Annotated in this window: 21 protein-coding genes; 17 read left to right on the top strand and 4 right to left on the bottom strand. The window is 65.6% G+C overall.

Annotated features, from left to right (window positions below; translation table 11 throughout):
• Positions 1-70 precede the first annotated feature (70 nt).
• From PQQ53_RS22465 to PQQ53_RS22445, 5 genes are all read left to right on the top strand, one after another.
• Entirely contained in the window at positions 71-1,366 is a 1,296-nt protein-coding gene (locus PQQ53_RS22465; protein WP_408326236.1) for an MFS transporter, read from the top strand.
• A 5-nt stretch (positions 1,367-1,371) separates the two neighbouring features.
• The gene (locus PQQ53_RS22460; RefSeq protein ID WP_408143800.1) at positions 1,372-2,337 is read left to right on the top strand and encodes a 2-hydroxyacid dehydrogenase; all 966 of its coding nucleotides are present in this window, start codon (positions 1,372-1,374) and stop codon (positions 2,335-2,337) included.
• Positions 2,338-2,652: 315 nt separating this feature from the next.
• Positions 2,653-3,825, top strand: coding sequence for a LacI family DNA-binding transcriptional regulator (locus PQQ53_RS22455; protein WP_408326234.1), 1,173 nt, complete (start codon positions 2,653-2,655; stop codon positions 3,823-3,825).
• Between the two features lie 60 nt (positions 3,826-3,885).
• Positions 3,886-4,704 carry a YhfC family intramembrane metalloprotease gene (locus PQQ53_RS22450; RefSeq protein ID WP_408143796.1) on the top strand — a complete coding sequence of 273 codons (819 nt, stop codon included), beginning with the start codon at positions 3,886-3,888 and terminating at the stop codon, positions 4,702-4,704.
• An 84-nt stretch (positions 4,705-4,788) separates the two neighbouring features.
• Positions 4,789-5,154 carry a DUF3022 domain-containing protein gene (locus PQQ53_RS22445; protein WP_408143794.1) on the top strand — a complete coding sequence of 122 codons (366 nt, stop codon included), beginning with the start codon at positions 4,789-4,791 and terminating at the stop codon, positions 5,152-5,154.
• Positions 5,155-5,235: 81 nt separating this feature from the next.
• On the opposite strand, the gene PQQ53_RS22440 is transcribed toward PQQ53_RS22445, so the two are convergent.
• Both PQQ53_RS22440 and PQQ53_RS22435 read right to left on the bottom strand, forming a co-directional pair.
• Positions 5,236-5,673: a PGDYG domain-containing protein gene (locus PQQ53_RS22440; RefSeq protein ID WP_408143792.1), complete on the bottom strand. Its 438-nt coding sequence runs from the start codon at positions 5,671-5,673 to the stop codon at positions 5,236-5,238.
• Between the two features lie 355 nt (positions 5,674-6,028).
• The gene (locus tag PQQ53_RS22435) at positions 6,029-6,544 is read right to left on the bottom strand and encodes a Spy/CpxP family protein refolding chaperone (protein WP_408143790.1); all 516 of its coding nucleotides are present in this window, start codon (positions 6,542-6,544) and stop codon (positions 6,029-6,031) included.
• A gap of 186 nt (positions 6,545-6,730) precedes the next feature.
• Between PQQ53_RS22435 and PQQ53_RS22430 the strand changes: the two genes are divergently transcribed.
• The 3 genes from PQQ53_RS22430 (at position 6,731) to PQQ53_RS22420 (ending at position 9,531) form a co-directional block, all read left to right on the top strand.
• Positions 6,731-7,615, top strand: a complete 885-nt coding sequence (locus tag PQQ53_RS22430) for a LysR family transcriptional regulator (protein ID WP_408143788.1) — start codon at positions 6,731-6,733, stop codon at positions 7,613-7,615.
• Positions 7,616-7,720: 105 nt separating this feature from the next.
• Entirely contained in the window at positions 7,721-8,179 is a 459-nt protein-coding gene (locus PQQ53_RS22425; RefSeq protein ID WP_408326230.1) for an Lrp/AsnC family transcriptional regulator, read from the top strand.
• A gap of 254 nt (positions 8,180-8,433) precedes the next feature.
• Positions 8,434-9,531, top strand: a complete 1,098-nt coding sequence (locus PQQ53_RS22420) for a saccharopine dehydrogenase family protein (RefSeq protein WP_408326227.1) — start codon at positions 8,434-8,436, stop codon at positions 9,529-9,531.
• A 178-nt stretch (positions 9,532-9,709) separates the two neighbouring features.
• Here the strand turns inward: PQQ53_RS22420 and PQQ53_RS22415 are convergent, their stop codons facing one another.
• Both PQQ53_RS22415 and cydX read right to left on the bottom strand, forming a co-directional pair.
• A complete protein-coding gene (locus tag PQQ53_RS22415; protein WP_408326225.1) occupies positions 9,710-10,330 on the bottom strand; it encodes a P-loop nucleotide/nucleoside kinase family protein in 621 nt (206 codons plus the stop codon).
• Positions 10,327-10,476, bottom strand: a complete 150-nt coding sequence (gene cydX / locus PQQ53_RS22410) for a cytochrome bd-I oxidase subunit CydX (protein ID WP_408143782.1) — start codon at positions 10,474-10,476, stop codon at positions 10,327-10,329. The genes PQQ53_RS22415 and cydX overlap by 4 nt, the downstream gene beginning before the upstream one ends.
• A gap of 385 nt (positions 10,477-10,861) precedes the next feature.
• Between cydX and PQQ53_RS22405 the strand changes: the two genes are divergently transcribed.
• The 9 genes from PQQ53_RS22405 (at position 10,862) to PQQ53_RS22365 (ending at position 22,347) form a co-directional block, all read left to right on the top strand.
• Entirely contained in the window at positions 10,862-11,359 is a 498-nt protein-coding gene (locus PQQ53_RS22405) for a hypothetical protein (protein WP_408326222.1), read from the top strand.
• A complete protein-coding gene (corA, locus tag PQQ53_RS22400) occupies positions 11,353-12,330 on the top strand; it encodes a magnesium/cobalt transporter CorA (RefSeq protein ID WP_408143779.1) in 978 nt (325 codons plus the stop codon). Before PQQ53_RS22405 ends, corA begins: the two co-directional genes overlap by 7 nt.
• Before the next feature lie 391 nt (positions 12,331-12,721).
• Complete coding sequence (locus PQQ53_RS22395) at positions 12,722-13,684, top strand: sugar ABC transporter substrate-binding protein (RefSeq protein WP_408326219.1); 963 nt, start codon at positions 12,722-12,724, stop codon at positions 13,682-13,684.
• A 317-nt stretch (positions 13,685-14,001) separates the two neighbouring features.
• Complete coding sequence (locus PQQ53_RS22390) at positions 14,002-15,597, top strand: sugar ABC transporter ATP-binding protein (protein ID WP_408326216.1); 1,596 nt, start codon at positions 14,002-14,004, stop codon at positions 15,595-15,597.
• Positions 15,594-16,655: an ABC transporter permease gene (locus tag PQQ53_RS22385; protein WP_408153707.1), complete on the top strand. Its 1,062-nt coding sequence runs from the start codon at positions 15,594-15,596 to the stop codon at positions 16,653-16,655. Before PQQ53_RS22390 ends, PQQ53_RS22385 begins: the two co-directional genes overlap by 4 nt.
• 149 nt (positions 16,656-16,804) lie before the next feature.
• On the top strand, positions 16,805-17,851 hold the full coding sequence (locus tag PQQ53_RS22380; protein ID WP_408143771.1) for a LacI family DNA-binding transcriptional regulator: 1,047 nt from the start codon (positions 16,805-16,807) through the stop codon (positions 17,849-17,851).
• Between the two features lie 158 nt (positions 17,852-18,009).
• A complete protein-coding gene (rbsK, locus tag PQQ53_RS22375; protein WP_408326214.1) occupies positions 18,010-18,942 on the top strand; it encodes a ribokinase in 933 nt (310 codons plus the stop codon).
• 489 nt (positions 18,943-19,431) lie between these two features.
• Entirely contained in the window at positions 19,432-21,216 is a 1,785-nt protein-coding gene (locus tag PQQ53_RS22370) for a methyl-accepting chemotaxis protein (protein ID WP_408326211.1), read from the top strand.
• A gap of 369 nt (positions 21,217-21,585) precedes the next feature.
• Complete coding sequence (locus tag PQQ53_RS22365) at positions 21,586-22,347, top strand: hydratase (RefSeq protein WP_408326209.1); 762 nt, start codon at positions 21,586-21,588, stop codon at positions 22,345-22,347.
• Positions 22,348-22,542 lie beyond the last annotated feature (195 nt).

Here is a 22,542-nt window from a genome sequence, read left to right as displayed (position 1 = left end):
CGATAACAGCAAGAGCGCTCGACAGCGCCCCGGCACCGTCCATTGTTGTTTCAGGAAGCAGGAGACACTCATGACCTCATCGCTTGCGATTCGCCGTTGGTGGACGATCATGCCGATCGTATTCATCACGTACAGCCTCGCTTATCTCGATCGCGCGAACTTCGGCTTCGCGTCGGCCGCCGGCATCAATCAGGATCTCAGCATCAGCAAAGGGCTGTCGTCGCTGATCGGCGCGCTGTTTTTCCTCGGCTATTTCTTCTTCCAGATTCCCGGCGCGATCTACGCGGAACGCCGCAGCGTCAAGAAGCTGGTGTTCTGGAGCCTGATCCTGTGGGGCGGCTGCGCGGCGCTCACCGGCATGGTCAGCAATATTCCGTCGCTGATGGTGATCCGCTTCGTGCTCGGCGTCGTCGAAGCCGCCGTGATGCCCGCGATGCTGATCTTCATCAGCAACTGGTTCACCAGAAGCGAGCGCTCGCGCGCCAACACCTTCCTGATTCTCGGCAATCCGGTGACGGTGCTGTGGATGTCGGTGGTGTCGGGCTATCTCGTGCATTCGTTCGGCTGGCGGCAGATGTTCATCGCCGAGGGCGCGCCCGCGATTCTCTGGGCGGTGTGCTGGTGGTTCCTCGTGAAGGACAAGCCGCAGCAGGTCTCGTGGCTGACCCAGCAGCAGAAGGACGACCTTGCGCAAACGCTGCGCGCCGAGCAGGCCGCGATCAAGCCGGTGCGCAATTACAGCGAGGCGTTCCGCACGCCCGCGGTGATCAAGCTGAGCGCGCAATATTTCTGCTGGAGCATCGGCGTGTATGGTTTCGTGCTGTGGCTGCCGTCGATCCTGAAGAACGGCTCGACGCTCGGCATGGTCGAAACCGGCTGGCTGTCGGCGCTGCCGTATCTCGCCGCGACCATCGCGATGCTTGCAGCTTCGTGGGCATCGGATAAACTCAACCGCCGTAAAGTGTTCGTGTGGCCGTTCCTGCTGGTCGGCGCAGTGGCGTTCGCGGCGTCGTATGCGCTCGGCTCCACGCACTTCTGGCTGTCGTACGCCTTGCTGGTGATCGCGGGCGGCGCGATGTACGCGCCGTACGGTCCGTTCTTCGCGATCGTGCCGGAGCTGCTGCCGAAGAACGTCGCGGGCGGGGCAATGGCGCTGATCAACAGCATGGGCGCGCTCGGTTCGTTCGTCGGCTCGTACGTGGTCGGTTATCTGAACGGCGCCACCGGTTCGCCCGCGGCGTCGTATGCATTCATGAGCGTGGCGCTGCTCGCCGCCGTGATCCTGACGCTGATCGTCAAGCCGCAGCCGCGGACCGAAACGTCAACAGCGACGCGCACGCTCACCACACCGTTGCAAGGAAAATAAAGCTCATGAAGAAGATCGTCGCCTGGAAGTCGCTGCCCGAAGATGTGCTCGCGTATCTGCAACAGCATGCGGAAGTGGTGCAGGTCGATCCCGCGCAACACGACGCGTTCGTCGCCGCGTTGCGCGATGCCGACGGCGGCATCGGCGCGAGTGTGAAAGTCACGCCGGCGATGCTCGAAGGCGCGAGCCGCCTGAAGGCGTTGTCGACCATCTCGGTGGGCTTCGATCAGTTCGACGTCGCCGATCTCACGCGGCGCGGCATCGTGCTCGCGCACACGCCGGACGTGCTGACCGAGTCCACCGCCGACACTGTGTTTTCGCTGATCCTCGCGTCGGCGCGCCGGGTCGTCGAGCTCGCCGAATGGGTGAAGGCGGGGCAGTGGCGCGACAGCATCGGAGCGGCCCAGTTCGGCGTCGACGTGCAGGGCAAGACGCTCGGCATCGTCGGGCTGGGACGGATCGGCGGCGCGGTTGCGCGGCGCGCGGCGCTCGGCTTCAACATGAAGGTGCTGTACACCAATCGCAGCGCGAACCCGCAGGCTGAGCAGGCGTATGGCGCGCGGCGCGTCGAGTTGGCGGAACTGCTGGCGACCTCGGATTTCGTCTGCCTGCAAGTGCCGCTCACGGCGGAGACGAGACATATGATCGGCGCGGCCGAACTCCGGTCAATGAAGAAGAGCGCGATCCTGATCAATGCGTCGCGCGGCGCGACCGTCGATGAACAGGCGCTGATCGAAGCGTTGCAAAACGGCACGATTCACGGCGCGGGGCTCGACGTGTTCGACACCGAACCGCTGCCGGCCGACTCGCCGTTGCTGAAGCTGGCGAATGTGGTCGCGCTGCCGCATATCGGCTCGGCGACGCATGAGACACGCCACGCGATGGCGCGAAATGCGGCGGAGAATCTGGTTGCGGCGCTAGACGGGACGCTGACGGTCAATGTCGTCAATCGGGACGTGTTGGGTAAGTGAGTTCGGTTGCGTGAGCGGGCTCAAGGGGAAGTGACGCGGATGGCCAATGCTCATGGGCCGACGCGTAAGCCCATGTGCATGGGCCCGGCGTGATTGGGTCAACACGAGCCCGCCCACGACTGTCAGGCGACACGAGTGGGTCGATATGTATGGACCGACGCGAGCGGATCGATGCGAGTGCGTCGGCACGCATGAGTCGACACGAGCGAACCCTCACACGTCAGGCGGCTCCCGTGTGTCGACATGAGTGAGCCGCTGCGAGTGAATCAATACAAGAGTGAGCCACCACGAGCGGGCCGAGACGAATGAGCCAACATGAATGACCCAACGCGTGAATCGCCGCTGACCACTCCGCAGCCGCCACCGCGCCGCGCGACGATCACCGATGTCGCGCGCGAAGCCGGCACCGGCAAGACCAGCATCTCCCGCTATCTGAACGGCGAGACGAGCGTGCTGTCGGCGGAGTTGCGCGCGCGCATCGAAGCCGCGATCGCGCGGCTCGACTATCAGCCGAACCAGATGGCGCGTGGGCTCAAGCGCGGCCGCAACCGGCTGATCGGCATGCTGCTCGCCGACCTGACGAATCCGTACACCGTCGAAGTACTGCAAGGTGTGGAAGCGGCGTGTCATGCGCTCGGCCTGATGCCGCTGATCTGCCACGCGGCGAACGAAGTGGAGATGGAGCGGCGCTATCTGCAACTGCTGACGACGTACCGGGTGGAAGGCGTGATCGTCAACGCGCTCGGCGTGCGGGAGGAAACGTTGCGGCCGGTGGGCGGCGGGGGAATTCCGGCGGTGCTGGTCGACCGTTCGGTGGATGGACTCGTCGCCGACATGGTCGGGCTCGACAACCGGGCCGCGGCTGAACTCGGTACGCGTCATCTGCTGGAGCAGGGTTTTGACGACATCTGGTTCGTCGTCCAGCCGTTCGAGCAGGTCAGTTCGCGGCAGCTGCGCGAGGTCGCGTTTCGTGACGCGATGCGCGCTCAAAGCGCCGCACGCGGACATACGCTGGTGCTCGATCTCGCGGACGCGGCCGATGTCGAGCGCGGGCTGGCCAAATTGGACCGTGCAATCGATGCGGCTGGCGGCGATGGTGACGCGGCCAAGGCAACCGGCGCTGCGAACACAGCGAACACAGCGAACACAGCGAACACAACCAACGCGGCCCCCGCGGCCAATCCAGACCACCCGACCCCGTCCTCCCGCATCGCGCTGTTCGCCGCCAACGCCCCCGTCGCGTTGCGCCTCGCGTTGCATCTGAAAGCCCGCTACGGCGCCGACTGGCAAGCCCGCGTCGCGCTCCTCTCGATCGACGACCCCGACTGGGCGGAGCTGGCCGGCATCACGACGATCCGTCAGCCGACCTACGACATCGGCTATCGCGCGGTCGAGTTCCTGCACGAACGCATCGAAGGCGTTCAAACCACCGCGCGCGACTGTCTGCTGCCGGGCGAGTTGATCGTTCGCGCGTCAACTTCGCGCTGATCTGCGATCATTCGGGCTGCGGCGCGCAGCGGGTGCGCGCCGGTCATCGCAAGGAAACTCATGGTTGTTGCACCGCTTACCCTCTCGAGCCTCGCTGTCGCGACGCTGTTCGTCGCCGCCTTACCGTTCCTGATTTACCGGCGTCTGCGCCGCCCGCTCGCGCTCAAGCCGCGCGACGCAATCACCGGCATCGCCGTGTTCGCGCTGTTCGCGATGGTGATCGAGCGCGCGCTGAACGACTACGTGCTGCATCGGAACGCGGCGACGGCCACCTTCCTGTCGAATCCGCTCGCCTTCGTCATGTATGGCGCGCTGGCCGCGGGCATCTGCGAAGAAGTGGGGCGGTTCATCGGTATGCGCTTGCTGCTCAAGCGCGCCGCGGCGAAATCGCCGGCTGCCGCTCACGCCGCGCGCACCGACGACGGCACTGCGCTCACTTACGGTCTCGGCCATGGCGGCGCGGAAGCCTGGCTGGTCGGCGTGCTGGTGCAGATTCAATGGATCCTGTTCGCGGTGTTCGAGAACCGCGGCGAACTGGACAGCTACCTGAGCAATCTGCCGGCCGATTCGCTGATGCGCATCCACCTGATTCTCGCCAGCCTGACGCCGCAGACGGCCGGCATTTTCGCGCTCGAACGGGTGGCCGCGCTGGTGTTCCAGATTGGTCTGTCGGTGCTGATGTGGCGCGGCGTGCGCGCGGGCTGGCGCGGTATCCTGCCGCTCGCAATCGTCCTGCACGCGCTGGTCGACGTGCCCGCCGCGCTGTTCCAGGCGCAGCTCGTGCCGCTAGCGGCCGTGGACGCGGTGTATGCGCTGGGCGCGCTGATCGTCGCGGGTCTGCTGTTCAGGACTTTCCGGCGTCCCGTGGCGGTGGTGTGATCCGGTGTCTCGCTAAAGTACCGGCCTTTGCCTAAAATCGGTTCCCTTTTCGGCATCACTTCTGGACCACGTCCGGCGGACCCCATGGAAGCTTACCAATACGACTGCGCCAATCCCGAGTTCGAGGAGTTGGCGCGCGTCATCAGCGATCTGTTTCCCGAGCAGACGCAGTTCATCCAGCGCGCGGCCGAAGACGGCACGCCGACGCTGGCGATTCACTGGGTAGCGATGCGCTTCGGCGCGACCGCGCGGCGCATCGTGATGACGGTGGTGATCGCGCCGGCGGCGCTGGCGCGCTACCGTGCGTTGCCGGCGCGGCTGCGCGGCCGCGGTTTCGCGGTGTTGCGTGCGTATGTCGAAGCGAGCCTCGGCTCGCTCGAAGAGCAGTATGCGAACGGCGAGGCGGTGCCGCGCGAGGTCACCGTGGACCTCGGCGACGAATTTGCCTGAGAGAGTCGTTTGAGACGGCCGGTTGAGGCGATTGCCTGAGACGGCTCATGAGATCGCTCATTGGCCCGCTCATGCAACGGCTCAGTCCGCGAGCCGGTAGACCTTCGCGAAGCGCGCGGCCTGGACCACGCCATAGTCGCCGGGCGCGTATTGCATGACCCAGTCGCCGGCGGCGCCGCGCAGCACGTCGCCGCCATCTGCGGAACGGGCGAGCGAGAACGCTTCGTTCATCTGTTTGGCCAGTACCACGGCGGGACGGTTGCGGTATGCGCCGGTTTCGCCGTGCGCGAGGGTGGCGTCGGCGGGAAGGTACTTGGCGTCGAAGCGCTCACGCGACACGACCCAACGGTCGCCCGTCGATCCGGTAATCAGCGCGTCGCCGCGCACGTAGCGGTTCGGGCCTTCGAGGCTCATCAATTCGCCTTCGGCAGCGGCGAATTCAACGCTCACGGTTTCGTCCTTGACGACGCGTCGAGCGCGCGCGTCAGTGCGCAGATCGAGATTCTTGAGTTCGGTCATGAAGCAGAGAGGAGTGGAAATATCGACGGCGTGCCGACGATGCGGACCGTGTGTCGGGGCAGAGCATGGGGACGTCATGTCCCGATGCCGCGAACCCGCATCATGCCAGATGCATCTGGCGACCGGCTGCTTTTGCACGCGCGACACGCTGGTTCGCTGCGCCTTTGGCGAGCTCGATCACGGCATACGGGGAGTAAGACGGGACTTGCCGCGTGATGGACACGTGGACACGGGGAGCGGGAGTCGGGTGGAACCTGGGCGAGACCCGGCGCGCGTCGCGCCTGCTTATCGCAAGTCCACTGCAAAGGATCGGCACGCGCAGCGCGACCCACCGCGCTGCGCGCAAGCAAGCTGCTTACGGCTTCACAATCGCGTCGCTAGCGGGCGTCGACTTGCCGACCTTGCCCTTGCCGTGGCGGTGACGATGGCCGCCATCGACCGCATCCGAATGATGGAACGTCGCATCGGCGAGCTTCTTCTGCTCCGGCGACAGGCTGCTGTACAGCGGATCGAACGCGTCGACCAGCTTCTTCATGCCGTCCGCATGCGCTTGCGCGATGGTCGCGTACTGCTTCATGTCGTCGAGCGCGGTGACGTTGGTGGCGGCCTTGCGTTGCTGGAACAACTGGCTCATCGTCTCGCCGTTGCCGCGCATCACGTCGGCGAAGGCATTCCATTGCGTTTCCTGCGCCGGCGTGATCTTCAGTTGCGCGTGCAGATAGGCGATGCGATCTTCGACGTTGCGCTCGTGGCCGGCCTTGCCCGCGGGCGCCGAGGCGGCGCTCGCCGGTGCCGGAGCGGGGGCGGGGGTTTGTGCGAACGCGCCGCTCATGGAAACTGCGGTAGCCAGCATGACAAGTGCTTTTTTCATCGAAACTCCTGATGTCTATTCGAATTGGGACAAGGCGTGTGGCGAGCGGCCGGGTTGCGTCAGCCATCGCGACGTACGGCGGCCGGCTGCCCCATTTCGCCGTCGCCGCTATTAGTATCACGATATCCCTACAATGCGGCTCCAATGCGACAAACGCTTACAACCGAAACGAACGGGAAATAGCCGGTGGATAAATTCGTCAGCATGGAAATTTTCGTCGCCGTGGTCGAGGCAGGGAGCCTGACGGCGGCGGCCGAGCGCTTCGACATTTCCTCGGCGATGGTGGGCAAGCATCTGCGCGCGCTCGAAAGCCGGCTGGCCGCGCGGCTGCTGACGCGTAGCACGCGTCGGCAAAGTCTGACGGAAATAGGCCGGCAGTATTACGAGCAATGCAGACGCATCCTCGCCGATGTGAAGCAGGCCGAGTCGCTCGCCGAGGCGATGACCGCCTCGCCGCGCGGCGTGCTCAAGGTGACGGTGCCGCTGACCTACGGCGTTGAAGTCTTCGCCCCGGCGATGACCGATTATCTGAGCGCGTGGCCCGACGTGAGTCTCGAACTCGATCTGTCGAACCGCATCATCGATCTGGTGGAAGAGGGCTTCGACGCGTCCGTGCGCATCGGTCAACTGGCGGATTCGAGTCTGGTCGCGCGGCCGCTTAAACCTTACCGGATGCGCGCATGCGCGTCGCCGGCGTACCTGGCGCGCGCTGGCACGCCGCGCACGCCGGCTGATCTCGTCCATCATGAATGCCTCGGTTTTCTGCACTGGGGCCGCGAAGGTCTGTGGCGTCTCGACGGCGAGAGCGCCGACGACAACCCGCTGCGCGCGGGCCGCTTTCGCGCGAACAACGGCCAGGCGCTGAAGGTGGCGGCGCTGCGCGGCTTCGGCCTGGTGCTGCAGCCGGAGGCGCTGCTCGCGCGCGAGATCGCCAGCGGCGAACTGGTGTCGGTGCTGGAGGACTATCTGCCCGACGGCGCGCCCGTGCATCTGATCTATCCGCGTGATCGCCAGCCCACGCCCAAGCTCACCAGCTTCGTCGATTTCGTGATCGAGCGGTTCGGGGCGTGAGTGCGGCGGCGCGGCCGCCAACGCCACTAGCGCCATCACACGCTCAAGACGCGCGATAATCCGCTCGACCACAGATCCACTCCACCCACTTCCCCAAGCCTCCCGATGAGACCTCCGCGCCTCGACCAGCTCGACGACCTCGACCGCAACCTCGTTGCACTGCTGCAAGCCAACGCCCGCGAAAGCGTCGCCAGTCTTGCGCGCCAGCTCGACGTGGCGCGCACCACGGTGATCGCGAGAATCGCGCGGCTGGAGCGCAGCGACGTGATCGCCGGCTATAGCGTGCGGCTCGGCCAGGACGTGCTCGATTCGAGCATCATGGCCTACGTCGGCATGATCATCGCGCCGAAGCACGGGCCGTCCGTGCAGAAGCGTCTCGGCAAGATGCCCGAGGTGCAGTTGCTGTGCGCGGTGAGCGGCGAGTTCGACTACGTCGCGTGGCTGCGCGCCGATTCGCCTGACCGGCTGAACGATCTGCTCGACCAGATCGGCGGCATGGAAGGCGTCGAGCGGACCACGACGTCGATCATCCTCGCGCGCAAGATCGACCGTGGGATGGTTTGAGTGCGGCGTGTGAACGCGCGCGGCCCGTCCAATCGGCGCTGGTTTTTACGTGGTTTTTATATCGTTTCGACAGTTCGACCAACATCTTCGTCATAACGTCGAAACCGGTGGTCATAACGCATCATTTTGCGCGTATGAACTGTTTTTGCTTCTCCCTAAACTGTTGCTCAAGGGTTCAGCCCGAGAGGCGCGGCGCCTAAGCGCAGCGCACTTCCCGAGCTGCACACAGCACACACATAACAAAGGAGAAGCGCATGAAAGTAGCCATTGTTGGTGCCGGTCTGATCGGACACACCATCGCGCATATGCTGCGTGAAACCGGCGACTACGACGTCGTCGCATTCGACCGCGATCAGCACGCGCTCGACAAGCTCGCCGCCCAGGGCATTCCGACACGCCGCGTCGATTCCGCCGATGCCGGCGCACTGCGCGCCGCGATGCAAGGCTTCGACGCGCTCGTCAACGCGCTGCCGTATTACCTCGCGGTGAACGTGGCCTCGGCGGCCAAGGGTGCGGGCGTGCATTACTTCGATCTGACCGAAGATGTGCGCGCGACCCACGCGATCCGCGCGATCGCCGACGACGCCGAGCATGCGTTCATGCCGCAGTGCGGTCTCGCGCCGGGCTTCATCGGCATTGCCGCGCACGAACTGGCGAACCGCTTTAGCGAAATCCGCGACGTCAAGATGCGCGTCGGCGCGCTGCCGGAGTTTCCGACCAATGCGCTGAAGTACAACCTGACCTGGAGCGTCGACGGTCTGATCAACGAATACTGCCAGCCTTGCGAAGCGATCCGCGACAGCCGCACGCAGTGGGTGCAGCCGCTAGAAGGCCTCGAACACTTTTCGCTCGACGGCACAGAATACGAAGCCTTCAATACGTCCGGCGGACTGGGCACGCTGTGCGAGACGCTGGCGGGGCGAGTCGAATCGCTCGACTACAAGTCGGTGCGTTATCCGGGCCACCGCAATCTGATGCAGTTCCTGCTCGAAGACCTGCGCCTGTCCGGCGACCGCGACACGCTAAAGACCATCATGCGCCGTTCGGTGCCGTCGACCGCGCAGGACGTCGTGCTGGTGTTCATCACGGTGAGCGGCATGCGCGACGGGCAACTGGTGCAGGAAGTGTTTACCCGCAAGATTTTCGCGAAGACGGTGTGCGGCGTGCCGATGAGCGCGATCCAGATCACCACGGCCGGCGCCATGTGCGCGGTGCTCGATCTGTTCCGTGAGCAGAAGCTGCCGCAAAAGGGCTTCGTGCGTCAGGAGCAGGTGTCGCTCACCGACTTCCTCGCGAACCGCTTCGGCAAACTGTACGAAGGACAGTCGCTGGAGGCGCTCGCTACGGCCTGAAGCGCGGCCGTCGCCGGTATGGCCGTGAGGCCGCAAACGAGGGCCGTGGCAAGGCGAGCTGGTGTGCGCCGCTGAGAGCCGCTGATGAGCGAGGAAGGTCCCGCAAGAGGACCGCTGAAATGAAAATGCCCCGTTTGACGGGGCATTTTCATTTCTGGCCGACGTGTGCCGTGCGCGGCTAAACGGGCAGCGGCGGCATCATCTTGCACGCCGGCTGCGGCTCGCCGATGATGCGCGCGAGCAGGCCCTCGTCGTCCGCCGGCGTGGGCGCGGTGTTGTCGAACATCAGCAGATCGTCGCAGGTCTCGCCCCCGGGCACGAAGCGGCGCTGCCGGTATTCGTCCCAATGCGCGAGCTTGTAGGCGTCGTTCGGATTCGCGCGCGCGACGATCCGCTGCCGCGCGACTTGGTCCGAGGTATGAACCCACACGACCCGCAGCGTCACGTCCGCCCCGACACCGAGCCAGGCGCGGTCGAACAGGCGCCGCTCGCGCACTTCACGCGAGAGCGGCGCGACCACCAGCGCGCTTACGCCGAGTTCGAGATTGTCGCGGGCGGTGTCGAGCAGGCCGCGGTACTCGGGGTCGCGCAGATGCTGCAGAAAAAGCGGGCTGTCGCGGTCGTTCGGGTCGCCGGTCAGCATGGCCATCGCGGCCGCGCTATAGCCGCCGAACAGCGTGTCTTTGTCGAGCAGGCAAAAGGGCGTGCCGCTCGCCTTCATCAGCGGACCGATCAGCTTTTTTGCGACCGTGGTCTTGCCGGTACCCGCATGACCGCAAAAGAAAACCAGAAACGTCACGAAGGCGTGCTTCCGTCAGGGGCGGGCGGCGTGCCGGCGGAGTGCGGATCACGGGCGAACTTGCCGTTGGTCTCCAGCCACATCACGTTGATGATGCCGAAGGCGAGCGCCACGCCGACGCCGAGAATCCAGGTGAAATACCACATCGCAGTCTCCTTGATCGTAGGTCCGGCGAAGCGGAGATACCGGCTCGCCATCGCGGCACGCGATCCAACCAGGGCTATATCCGTCGCGCGCAGTCCGCTTGGGTCGAACCCTTTGCAACGATCATGAAGAAGAACGCCGCGTCGTGCAAGGGGAGAGATGGTCGGCCGGGTTGGTCCCGCGTTGGCCGTTCGGCCAGGCTGGCGCGACAGCCGCGCGTTGCTATCATGCTTGGCAACGCGCCGGGCTGCGCCACGCAGGATCGCCAGGCAGCGCGTGAGCTGTCACGACAGGCGGGACCAGAATCGACGATGGGGAAGGACCAGCATGCCGATGCGCTTGCATTGCCACCGCAAGAGCGCACTCGCGGCACTCGCGGCGCTCATCATGCTCGCCTGCGCGGCGCTGGGCGGTTGCGCGTCGACACCGGCCGAGCCGGTGCCGTTCAAGCAGGTGCCGGCCGAGCGCATCGTGCGGCCCGGCTATACGGAACCGCTGGCGGGGCTCGTCGCCGTGGACGTGCGCCGCGAACGTTCGCGCGACGTGATCGTGCGGTTCCGCAATGCGCTGGTGTACGTCGACGGCGAACGGGTCACCGACCTGATGAACGGCGAGCACGTGGTTTTCTACCTCAGCCCGGGCGTGCATCGGATCGGCGTCTCGACGCAGTTCGATCCGGTGGTCGCGTTGGCCTTTCTGGTGACGGCCGACCCGCGCTTACCGCGCTCGCCGGCAAGGTTTAACAATTGGATACGTGACGTTTTCGCGCAGCCCCGTAACATGGCGGCTACGCTCATCCGTCAAACGCAGGCCCTGCGCGCGGCACACGCGCAGGGCGAGGCCGGGCGGTCTGTTTCCGTTTTCAAGGTAATCCGAACATGCTGATCAATTGCGCCGCCTATCAGGACGGTCGAAAGCTCGCTGACATCGACATCGATAGCATCAGCGACTACGTGGCGCGGCCCGAGTGCTTCGTCTGGGTCGCGCTGAAAGACCCGGGGCCGGGCGAGCTGGCCGTGATGCAGCACGAGTTCGGCCTGCACGAGCTCGCGATCGAAGATGCGCAGCATGGTCACCAGCGTCCCAAGATCGAGGAATACGGCGACTCGATGTTCGCCGTGATGCACACGGTCGAGATGGACGACGACGGCGAGTTGCTGATCGGCGAAGTCGACGTGTTCGTGGGGCGCAACTACGTGCTGTCGGTGCGCCGCGGCACCCGCACCGGGTTTCAGAACGTGCGCGCGCGCTGCGAGCGCGAGCCGCGTCTGCTGAAGGAAGGCTCGGCATTCGTGCTGTATGCGTTGCTCGACGATGTCGTCGATCGCTATTTCCCGATTATCGAGGCGATGAGCACCGAGATCGAAGAGCTCGAAGACCGCATTTTCGACTACAACAATTCGGCGCAGTCGCGCGCGATCATCCAGGATCTTTACTCGTTGAAGCGGCGCCTCGTGATCCTCCAGCACCATATCGTGCCGCTGCAGGAAGCCGTCAGCAAATTGACCGGCGGGCGCATTCCGAGCGTCTGCCAGGGCATGCAGGCGTATTTTCGCGACGTCTACGATCATCTGGAGCGGATCGTCAGAACCATCGAAGGGCGGCGTGAAATCGTCGTGACTGCCGTGCAGGTCAATCTCGGCATGATCTCGCTCGCCGAGAGCGAGGTGACCAAGCGGCTCGGTTCGTTTGCGGCGCTGTTCGCGGTGCCTACCATGATCGCGGGCATCTACGGGATGAATTTTCAGAACATCCCCGAGCTGCATTTCAGGTTCGGCTATCCGCTCTGCATCGCGGTCATGCTGACGGTCGATCTCGTGCTGTACCGGCGCTTTCGCAAGGCGGGCTGGCTGTAAGCAGGCCTGGCGGTTGCGCGATCCAACTCGCCTCCCTCGCGGGGGGCGTCCCGTCTCGCTCGCCTCGCGTTGTCCCCGCTTGCACCACGCGCAATAAAAGGCCAGCATAAGCGGCCCACCGGCTGCCCATCTTGCAGCCGGTGGCAAAACCCGCCATGCACGGACCGAGCGAGGGACCCTTGCCACACGCTGCCTGCCAGCGCGCTTACCCAGCGCGCCGGCCAGAACCGATCGAGCGCCCGGCACCGCCGCAGATTCGGCGCGCCGGTGCACTGCACCACTGCGTATCGTTGACATTCTGAAACGACTGCGTTGAGAATAGCCCTCGCAAACGTTTGCGCGCCACTAAAAATACGGCTCGATCCGAGCCAGAAAAACTTCGGAGATACGCATGAACCATCGCATCCGCCGTCGCATCCTTGCCGCCGCAGTGCTCGCCGCCGCCACCGCCGCGCTGCCGTTTTCCGCCGCGCACGCGCAGAACGCGCCGGCCCATAAGCCGAAGGTCGCGCTCGTGATGAAGTCGCTCGCCAACGAGTTCTTCCTGACCATGGAAACCGGCGCGAAGGAATATCAGAAACACAATCCCGGCCAGTTCGACCTGATCACCAACGGCATCAAGGACGAGACCGACACCGCCAACCAGATCCGCATCGTCGAGCAGATGATCGTCTCGAAGGTCGACGCGATCGTGCTCGCGCCGGCCGACTCGAAGGCGCTCGCGCCGGTCGTCAAGAAGGCGGTGGACGCGGGCATCATCGTCGTGAACATCGACAACCGGCTTGATCCGGACGTGCTCAAGTCGAAAGATCTGAACGTGCCGTTCGTCGGCCCGGATAACCGCAAGGGCGCGCAGATGGTCGGCGACTACCTCGCCAAGCGGCTGAAGGCGGGCGACGAGGTCGGCATCCTCGAAGGCGTGTCGACCACCACCAACGCGCAGCAGCGCACCGCGGGCTTCAAGGACGCGATGCAGACCGTCGGCGCAAAGGTCGTGTCGGTGCAGTCGGGCGAATGGGAAATCGACAAGGGCAATGCGGTGGCCTCGGCCATGCTCAATGAGTATCCGAACCTGAAGGCGCTGCTCGCCGGCAACGACAACATGGCGATCGGCGCGGTCTCGGCCGTGCGCGCGGCGGGCAAGCAGGGCAAGCTGCTGGTGGTCGGCTACGACAACATCAACGCGATCAAGCCGATGCTCAAGGACGGCCGCGTGCTCGCCACCGCCGACCAATACGCGGCCAAGCAGGCCGTGTTCGGCATCGACACCGCGCTGAAAGCGCTCAGCGAGCACAAGAAGCAGTCGCAGTTGTCGGGCGTGGTGGAAACGCCGGTCACTCTGGTGACCAAGTAAGCGCGCTTTCCCCAGGCCCGGAGCCGCACCGGGCCTGCGGATTCGCGCCTGCGCCGCTGCATGCCGCCATGCAGCGCCCAACGCGCGCATCCGCGCCTATTCAATAAACGCTCAATGAGCGCTCAAGAAACCCGCCGAGCCGCCGTTAATTCCAGAGATAAGCGTCATGACGGGGGCCGAACGGCGAGAGAGCGTTGCGCGGCCATTAGCGCCTGCGCATTACGCGCATTGGGCCGGCATGACGCGTGACGGCTGGACGTGGCTTCATTCGCATCAGCGTTTGAGCTCGCGCCGGCCGCCATAAAACCAGGATCGCGATGGATTCAACCGACCACGACGCCTTGCCTGTCGTACTGTCCGTCAGCGGCATCGGCAAGACCTATGCCGAGCCGGTGCTCGCCGACGTCTCGCTGTCGCTGCGCGCCGGCGAGGTATTGGCGCTGACCGGCGAGAACGGCGCCGGCAAGAGTACGCTCTCCAAAATTATCGGTGGGCTGGTCGATCCGAGCGCGGGCACGATGCGCCTCGCAGGCGACCCCTACGCACCCGCGAGCCGCACCGAGGCCGAGGCGCTCGGCGTGCGCATGGTGATGCAGGAGCTGAATCTGCTGCCGACCTTGTCGGTGGCCGAGAACCTGTTTCTCAACCGGCTGCCGCGCGCGGGCGCGTTCAGCTTCGGCTGGATCGACCGCCGCAGGCTGCGCGAAGACGCGCGCCACGCGATGGCGCAGGTTGGCCTCGACGCGATCGATCCCGACACGCTGGTCGGCGAACTCGGCATCGGCCATCAGCAGATGGTGGAGATCGCGCGCAATCTGATCGACGACTGCCGCGTGCTGATCCTCGACGAGCCGACCGCAATGCTGACCGCGCGCGAAGTCGACCTGCTGTTCGAACAGATCGACCGGCTGAAGTCGCGCGGCGTCGCGCTGGTCTATATCTCGCACCGGCTCGAAGAGCTGGCGCGGGTGGCCGAACGGATCGCGGTGCTGCGCGACGGCCGCCTCGTGCACGTCGACGCGATGGCCAACCTGACGAGCGAGCAGATCGTCACATGGATGGTCGGCCGCGAACTCGGCGAGCGCATCGATCTGGGCGTGCGCAACATCGGCGCGCCGCTGCTGAAGGTAGACCGGCTCGCGCGCGGCAAGGTGGTGCGCGACGTGTCGTTCGAAGTGCGCGCGGGCGAGATATTCGGCGTCAGCGGGCTGATCGGCGCGGGCCGCACCGAGCTGATGCGGCTGATTTACGGCGCGGACCGCAAAGACAGCGGCACGGTCGCGTTGGCCGCGACGCCGGGCGCGCCACCCACGCCGGTGCGGATCGACTCGCCGACCGACGCGGTGCGCGCCGGCATCGCGCTGATCACCGAGGACCGCAAGGGCGAAGGCCTGCTGCTGCCGCAGCCGATTGCCGCCAACGTGTCGCTCGGCAATATCGGCAGCGTCGCGCGGCACGGCATCGTCGACGCGAAGCGTGAGAACGCGCTCGCGAAGAAGCAGATCGATGCGATGCGCATTCGCAGCTCGGGGCCGGCGCAGATCGTCGGCGAGCTGTCGGGCGGCAATCAGCAGAAGGTCGTGATCGGCCGCTGGCTCGCGCGCGATTGCCGCGTGCTGTTATTCGACGAACCTACGCGCGGCATCGACGTCGGCGCGAAGTTCGATATTTATGGCCTGATGGGCGCGCTGGCTCGTGAAGGGCGCGCGCTCGTCGTGGTGTCGAGCGACCTGCGTGAGCTGATGCTGATCTGCGACCGGATCGGCGTGATGTCCGCGGGCAGCATGACGGGCGTGTTCGAGCGCGATAACTGGTCGCAGGATGCGTTGCTGGCCGCCGCGTTCGCCGGCTACCGCAGCCGCGAAGCCTTGCTGCACGCCCCCGACACCAACGAAGCAGGGAGTCTGTCATGACCGATCGATCGTTGCGCGACGCGGCGGGCGGCAAAGAGGACGCGGCCAGGGCCAATGCGGGCGCGAATGCGGTGCCGCCGGCCGATCCGTCGGCGCCGCTCGCGAGCGGCAAGCCGGCCGGCACGCGGCTGGGCTTTTCGAACTACCTGGGGCTGGCCGGTGCGCTGCTGGGGATGATCGTGCTGTTCTCGCTGCTGAGTTCGCACTTTCTGACCTACGACACGTTCAGCACGATCGCCAACCAGATTCCGGACCTGGTGGTGATGTCGGTGGGGATGACCTTCGTGCTGATCATCGCCGGGATCGATCTGTCGGTGGGTTCGGTGCTCGCGCTGGGGGCGTCGGTGGTGAGCGTGGCCGCGCTGAAGTGGGGCTGGGGGCCGTTGCCGTCGGCGCTGCTCGGGGTCGCCGCGGCGGCGCTGACCGGCACGATCACCGGAGCGGTGACGGTGGGCTGGCGGATTCCGTCGTTCATCGTGTCGCTCGGCGTGCTCGAAGCCGCGCGCGGCATGGCCTACCAGATGACGAATTCGCGCACCGCCTATATCGGCGACGCGTTCGACTTCCTGTCGAACCCGATCGCGCTCGGCATTTCGCCGGCGTTCCTGATCGCGGTCGCGGTGATGGTGATTGCGCAGCTGGTGCTCACGCGCACGGTGTTCGGCCGCTATCTGGTCGGCATCGGCACCAATGAGGAAGCCGTGCGGCTCGCGGGCGTCAATCCGCGACCGTACAAGGTAATCGTGTTCGCGCTGATGGGCGCGCTTACAGGGCTCGCGGCGCTATTCCAGATTTCGCGTCTGGAAGCGGCCGACCCGAATGCGGGCGTCGGCGTGGAACTGCAGGTGATCGCGGCGGTAGTGATCGGCGGCACGAGTCTGATGGGCGGGCGCGGCTCGGTGATCAGCACGTTTTTCGGCGTGTTGATCATTTCGGTGCTGGCAGCCGGGCTCGCGCAGATCGGCGCGAACGAGCCGACCAAGCGGATGATCACCGGCGCGGTGATCGTGGTGGCGGTGGTGCTGGACACCTACCGGAGCCGGCGCAAGCGCGCCTGAGCCGAGGCGGGGAATGAACGACATGGCATTGACAGACTGATTAGCGGTACAGCATCGGTATTCATGGGTTGGATCTGTCTTCGAGGAAGACGTCCGGCGGGTCGCCAGGTGGCGCGGCCGGCGAAAAAACAGGCAGGGAGCAACAGGTTATGGCGACGATCAAGGATGTGGCGGCCGTGGCGGGCGTGTCGTTCACGACGGTATCGCACGTGGTGAACAACTCGCGGCCGGTATCGGCCGATGTGCGCGCGAAGGTCGAACACGCGATCCGTCAACTGCACTATGTGCCGTCGGCGGTGGCGCGCTCGTTGAAGGCGCGCGCGACGGCGACGATCGGGCTGGTGGTGCCGAACGCCACCAACCCGTATTTCGCGGAGCTGGCGCGCGGCATCGAGGACGGCTGCGCGCGCAACGGCTACTGCGTGTTCTTCTGCAACTCCGACGACGACCCGGCCAAGCAGCGCAACTATCTGCGCGTGCTGCAGGAAAAGCGCATCGATGGGCTGATCATCGCGTCCGCCGGCGACGACACGGTGCTCGCGCAGACGCTCGCCGACGCACACGAGCCCCTCGTGATCGTGGACCGCAATATCGAAGGCCTGAACGCGGACCTCGTGCAGATCGACCACGAGAAGGGCGCCTATCTCGCGACGCGTCATCTGCTGGAACTGGGGCACGTGCGGATCGGCTGCATCACCGGGCCGGTTCAGACGGCAGTCAGCGCAATGCGCGTGCACGGTTTCATCCGCGCAATGACCGAGCGCGGTATCGAGATTCCGCCGGGGGCGATCGTCGAAAGCGATTTTTCGGGTACGGGCGGCCATCGCGGCGCCTCGCAACTGTTCGATACGGTCAAGCCGTCGGCGATTTTTGCCGGCAACGACATGATGGGCATCGGCGCGCTGCGCGCCGCGGCGGAACGCGGCATCAGCGTGCCGCGCGACTGCTCGATCATCGGTTTCGACGACATCGAACTGGGACGCCTGACCTATCCGGCGCTCTCGACGGTCGGGCAGTCGGTGCGCGCGCTCGGCGATATGGCCGCGCAGACGCTGATCGAGCGGATCGCCGGAACCTCGGCGGGCCATGTGCGCGCGCCTGGGCCTGGGCGTCGGCGCGTGGTGTCGCCGCGGCTGATCGTGCGTGAATCGACGGCGACCTGGGCTGGTGCGGCGCAGCGTGATCTGGCGGCGTGAGGCCGTGGCGCTAATGGGCCTGCAGCGGGAAAGCGTCAAGTTGACGGGGCGAATAGTGGGGCACGCTCCGGCGTGATCCAGCGCGACACAACGTGATCTGGCCGCAAGAAGAGTCGGCGGCGCTTATGACCCCGCAGCGAGCAATCGAGGAGGCAGCAGTGGCAAGTAACGAAACGCGCTCACGCGTGGCGGTGGTCGGCAGCCTGAACATGGATCTCGTCGCGCGCGCGCCGCGTCTGCCGCATCCCGGCGAGACGCTCGCCGGCCGCACATTCGCGCAGGTCGCGGGCGGCAAGGGCGGCAACCAGGCGGTCGCGGCCGCGCGGCTCGGCGCACAGGTGTCGATGCTCGGCTGTGTCGGCGCGGACGGCAACGGCGCGCAATTGCGCGCGGGCCTCGAAGCGGAAGGCATCGACTGTGCGGCGCTCGAAACCGGCAAGGCGGCGACCGGGGTCGCGTTGATCATCGTCGACGATGCGAGCCAGAACGCGATCGTGATCGTCGCGGGCAGCAACGCCGAGGTCACGCCCGCGACCATCAGCCGTCACGAGTCGGTGCTGGCCGCCGCCGAGGTCGTGATCTGCCAGCTCGAAACTCCGCCCGATACGGTGCGTGCGGCGCTGGCTGCCGCGCGGCGGCTCGGCAAGACAGTGATCCTGAATCCCGCGCCGGCCACCGGGCCGTTGCCCGCCGACTGGCTGCCGCTGATCGACTATCTGATTCCGAACGAACTGGAAGCGGCGGCGCTGACCGGCTTGCCGGTCGACACCCCCGAGGACGCCGCCAGGGCCGCCGCCGCGCTGCGCGCGGCCGGTGCGCGCAACGTGCTGGTGACGCTGGGTGCGCGCGGTGTGCAGGCGACGCTCGACGGCGCGCTCGCCGCTACGCTGTACGAAGCGCCGAAGGTCAAGGCCGTCGATACGACCGCGGCGGGCGATACCTTCATCGGCGGATTTGCGGCGCAACTCGCGCAGGGCGCGAGCGTCGAGACGGCGATCCGGTTTGCGCAGCGCGCCGCTGCGCTCTCGGTGACGCGCGCGGGCGCCCAGCCGTCGATTCCCACGCGCGCCGAACTGGACAGTTCGGACTGATTGCGCGGCGCGGCGTCGTGCGCGCGGTTTTGTGTCGAATGCGCGTGCGACGCGCGTTGCTTCGTTTGAGTGTTGCACTGAGTTGTGCGGCACCGCTCCCGAGCGCTCCCGTTTTGGCCCGCGCTTCCTTGCCGCCGGTCGTCGGCGCTCATGCCGGGCGGCTATTCTTCCCTATTGGCGTCAAAAATCCGCCAGCGCGCGGCTAAAACAGTGCCGGATGCATGGCATCTACATTGAAACGCCCGTCCTGGCAAGGCCTCCGGGCCAATCTGCCTCTACGGGCGTCCCTTCGTGAATTCTCGAAAACAGCCTTCCAATTGCTTACAACGCCTTTCTTCATACTTTATAAATACTTCAAGTATGTATTTCCCTTGCCGTAAACGAGGTTATTAGAGCACTCATTCAAAAAGTGTCGCCACGCAGACGCCACACATTACTTAGCGCTGCGCATGCAGCCTCTCATTTGCAAAGCACAGGGAACGAACGAGCATGTTGAACAAAGGCATTACGATCAAGGCACGGATTGGCCTCACGATGGCTTTCCTCGCCGCGCTGCTGGTCGCCATTGGCGTCTTCGGTTTGTTCGGCATGAGCCGTTCGAACGATGCCTATAAGGACACCTTCACCAATGCAATGCCGAGCGCGGTCAATATCGGCAACGCAGAACTGTACGCGGCGCGCGAGCGCCTGGCACTCGATCGCGCCGCATTCATGGCCGGTACGCCGGAAGCCGCCGCGACGCTCGAGCGCGCGCGTGTGATGCGCACGACGTCCGACATGTGGTGGAAAAAGTATCTCGATCTGCCGCGCGAAGCCGAGGAAGACCGCCTCGCGCAGGACGTCGCCGCCAAACGGGACACGCTGCATCGCGAGATGGATGCCTTTGCGGCGATTGTCGCAGCGAACGATCCGAGCAAGATTCTCGACGGCGCCAAGCGCCTGCAGGCAACCTACAACGAACTCTCCGTCGCCGACGACGCAGTGCGCAAGCTCCAGTTCGAATCGGCGAAAAGCGGGTACGAGAATGCACAGGGCAATTTCGACGTGTTCCGCGTGGTCAGCCTCGGCGCCTTGGTCGTGGGCGTTCTGGCAGCGGTGTTTTCCTATCTGACGCTGAGCCGCGCGATCGCCCGGCCGCTCAATGAAGCGCTCGGCCATTTCGACGCGATCGCCGCCGGCGATCTGCGCCGTCCGGTGATCGTGACGTCGCGCGACGAAATGGGGCAACTGCTCCACGGAATCGCCAGAATGCAGCGCAGCCTCACCGAAACGGTGCGCACCGTGCGCAGCGGCAGCGAATCGATTGCGACCGCGACGCGTCAGATCGCGGCCGGCAATATCGATCTGTCGTCGCGCACCGAAGAGCAGGCTTCGGCATTGCAGGAAACCGCGTCGAGCATGGAAGAGCTGACCGGCACGGTCAAGCAGAACGCCGACAACGCCCGCCAGGCGAGCGCGCTCGCGGCCAACGCGTCGGAGATCGCCAACAAGGGCAGCGCGGTGGTCGGCCAGGTGGTCGGCACGATGGGCGAGATCAACCAGAGTTCGGCGAAGATCGCGGACATCATCTCGATCATCGAGGGGATCGCGTTCCAGACCAACATCCTCGCGCTGAACGCGGCTGTCGAAGCGGCGCGCGCCGGTGAAGAAGGGCGCGGTTTCGCGGTGGTGGCGGGCGAAGTGCGCAGCCTCGCGCAGCGTTCGTCGGCGGCGGCCAAGGAGATCAAGGAACTGATCGACACGTCGGTGGAGCGGGTGCAGTCGGGCTCGGCCCTGGTCGACGAAGCCGGCCGCACGATGACCGAGATCATCGGCGCGGTGCAGCGCGTGACCGACATCATGGGCGAGATCGCGGCGGCTTCGGAAGAGCAGAGCGGCGGCATCGACCAGGTCGCGCGCGCGGTCACGCAGATGGACGAAGTCACGCAGCAGAATGCGGCGCTGGTCGAGGAAGCCGCCGCAGCCGCGTCCTCGCTCGAAGACCAGGCGGGCAAGCTGCGCACCGCGGTCGCGGTGTTCCACCTCGAAGAAGGCGGTTATAAGGCGCCGGCGAGCGCCACGCCGGCTCGCGTGGCAACGCCGGTGCGCTCGACGGCTGCACCTGCGCGCAAGGCCTCGTTCGCCGGTTCTACGGTGAAGGCGCCGGCCGCAACCGGCGCGACGCCGCAAGCCGCCGCTGCGCCGACACGCGCTCCGGCCAGAGTAACGGCGACGGCGGCAACGGCAAGCGCGACCGCAAGCGCCGGCGGCGACCAGGATTGGGAGACGTTCTAACCGGCCTCAGGCGGTTCCGAACCAACCCGTAGTACGTCGCAACAATCATTCCCGTCGAAGCAGCCACGCACGATGCTTCGCCGCGAATGAGCGCCTCACCCCCCGCAAGACCGCGATTGCTCACGCATTCGCGGTCTTTTTTTATAGTGTGCGCATCAACTAACGTTTGCGCCGACAGTCCGCCCCCTGGCGCGTGTCACGATCCGGTACATTGAGGGTCGCGGCCATTGCTTGTCGCGGCGGCATGGCTTGTGCAGCGCGGCGATCAGGCACGCGCGAGCGCCGACTTTTGCGTCGCGGCCATGCCAGCGCCTTTCCCAACCTCACGCCACCATGAACCGCTCAATGCGCCAGCCAGAAAGGACCGACATGACGCCACACGATCTCGCGCACCGCCTCGTCGAAGCACGCCGGCTGCATCGCCCGATCGATGCGCCCGCACCCGACAGCCTGCCGCCCGATGCCGCGACCGCGTATGCGATCCAGCAGGCCGTGATTGCGGGCTTGGGCGACTCGACCGGTGCCTGGAAGATCGGCGCAAGAGCCCCGGGCGGGGCCGCCGCGGGTGCGCCGATCCCGGCTTCGCTGGTGCTGCCGTCGCCGGCGCGAGTCGCGCATAACGGATTTTTCCGGGTGCTGGTGGAGCTCGAAATCGCTTTCCGTTTCGCCGAGGCGATCGAGCCGCGCGGCCGCGCCTACGCGCGCGACGAGGTCCTCTCGAAGGTCGGCGTCGTGCTGCCCGCCATCGAGATCGTCGATAGCCGCTTCAGCGAATGGCCGAACGTTGCGCCGCTCGCGCAACTGGCCGATGCGCAGAACAATGGCGCCTTGATCACCGGCCATCCGCTCGCCTATGCGGGTCTCGCGCGCGGCTTCGATTTCGTTTCGCCGGAACTGGCGTTGAGTTTCGACGGCAACTCGCTGGTGCCTGACGCGACCGGCAACCCGGCGGGTGATCCGCGCGAACTGCTGGTGTGGTTCGTCAACCATTGCGCCGCCATGGGCATTACCATCGAGCCCGAATGGACGCTCACCACCGGTTCGTACGTCGGCGCGCACAGGGTGCACAAGGCGGGCATCGTGCGCGGCCATATCGACGGTCTTGGCGAAGTGGAGATTGAACTGACCTGACGCCATCGCGACATTGCTCGTGTTGCACGTCATCGCGCATTGCTTGTAACAGTACATTACGACGCGTCATGCTTCATTCAAACGGCTGCCTGGGGCGGCCGTTTTCTTTTTGTCGCATCCGCGCGAGCGGCTTTGCCGTATACACCTATGAAAACAATTCGTTGCGTTGTCGTGATACAGGCAGGCACACGGCAA

The sequence above is a fragment of the Paraburkholderia strydomiana genome (assembly GCF_046030495.1).
In the GTDB taxonomy this organism is placed as follows: domain Bacteria; phylum Pseudomonadota; class Gammaproteobacteria; order Burkholderiales; family Burkholderiaceae; genus Paraburkholderia; species Paraburkholderia strydomiana_A.
This window is presented reverse-complemented; position numbering and strand designations above follow the sequence as displayed.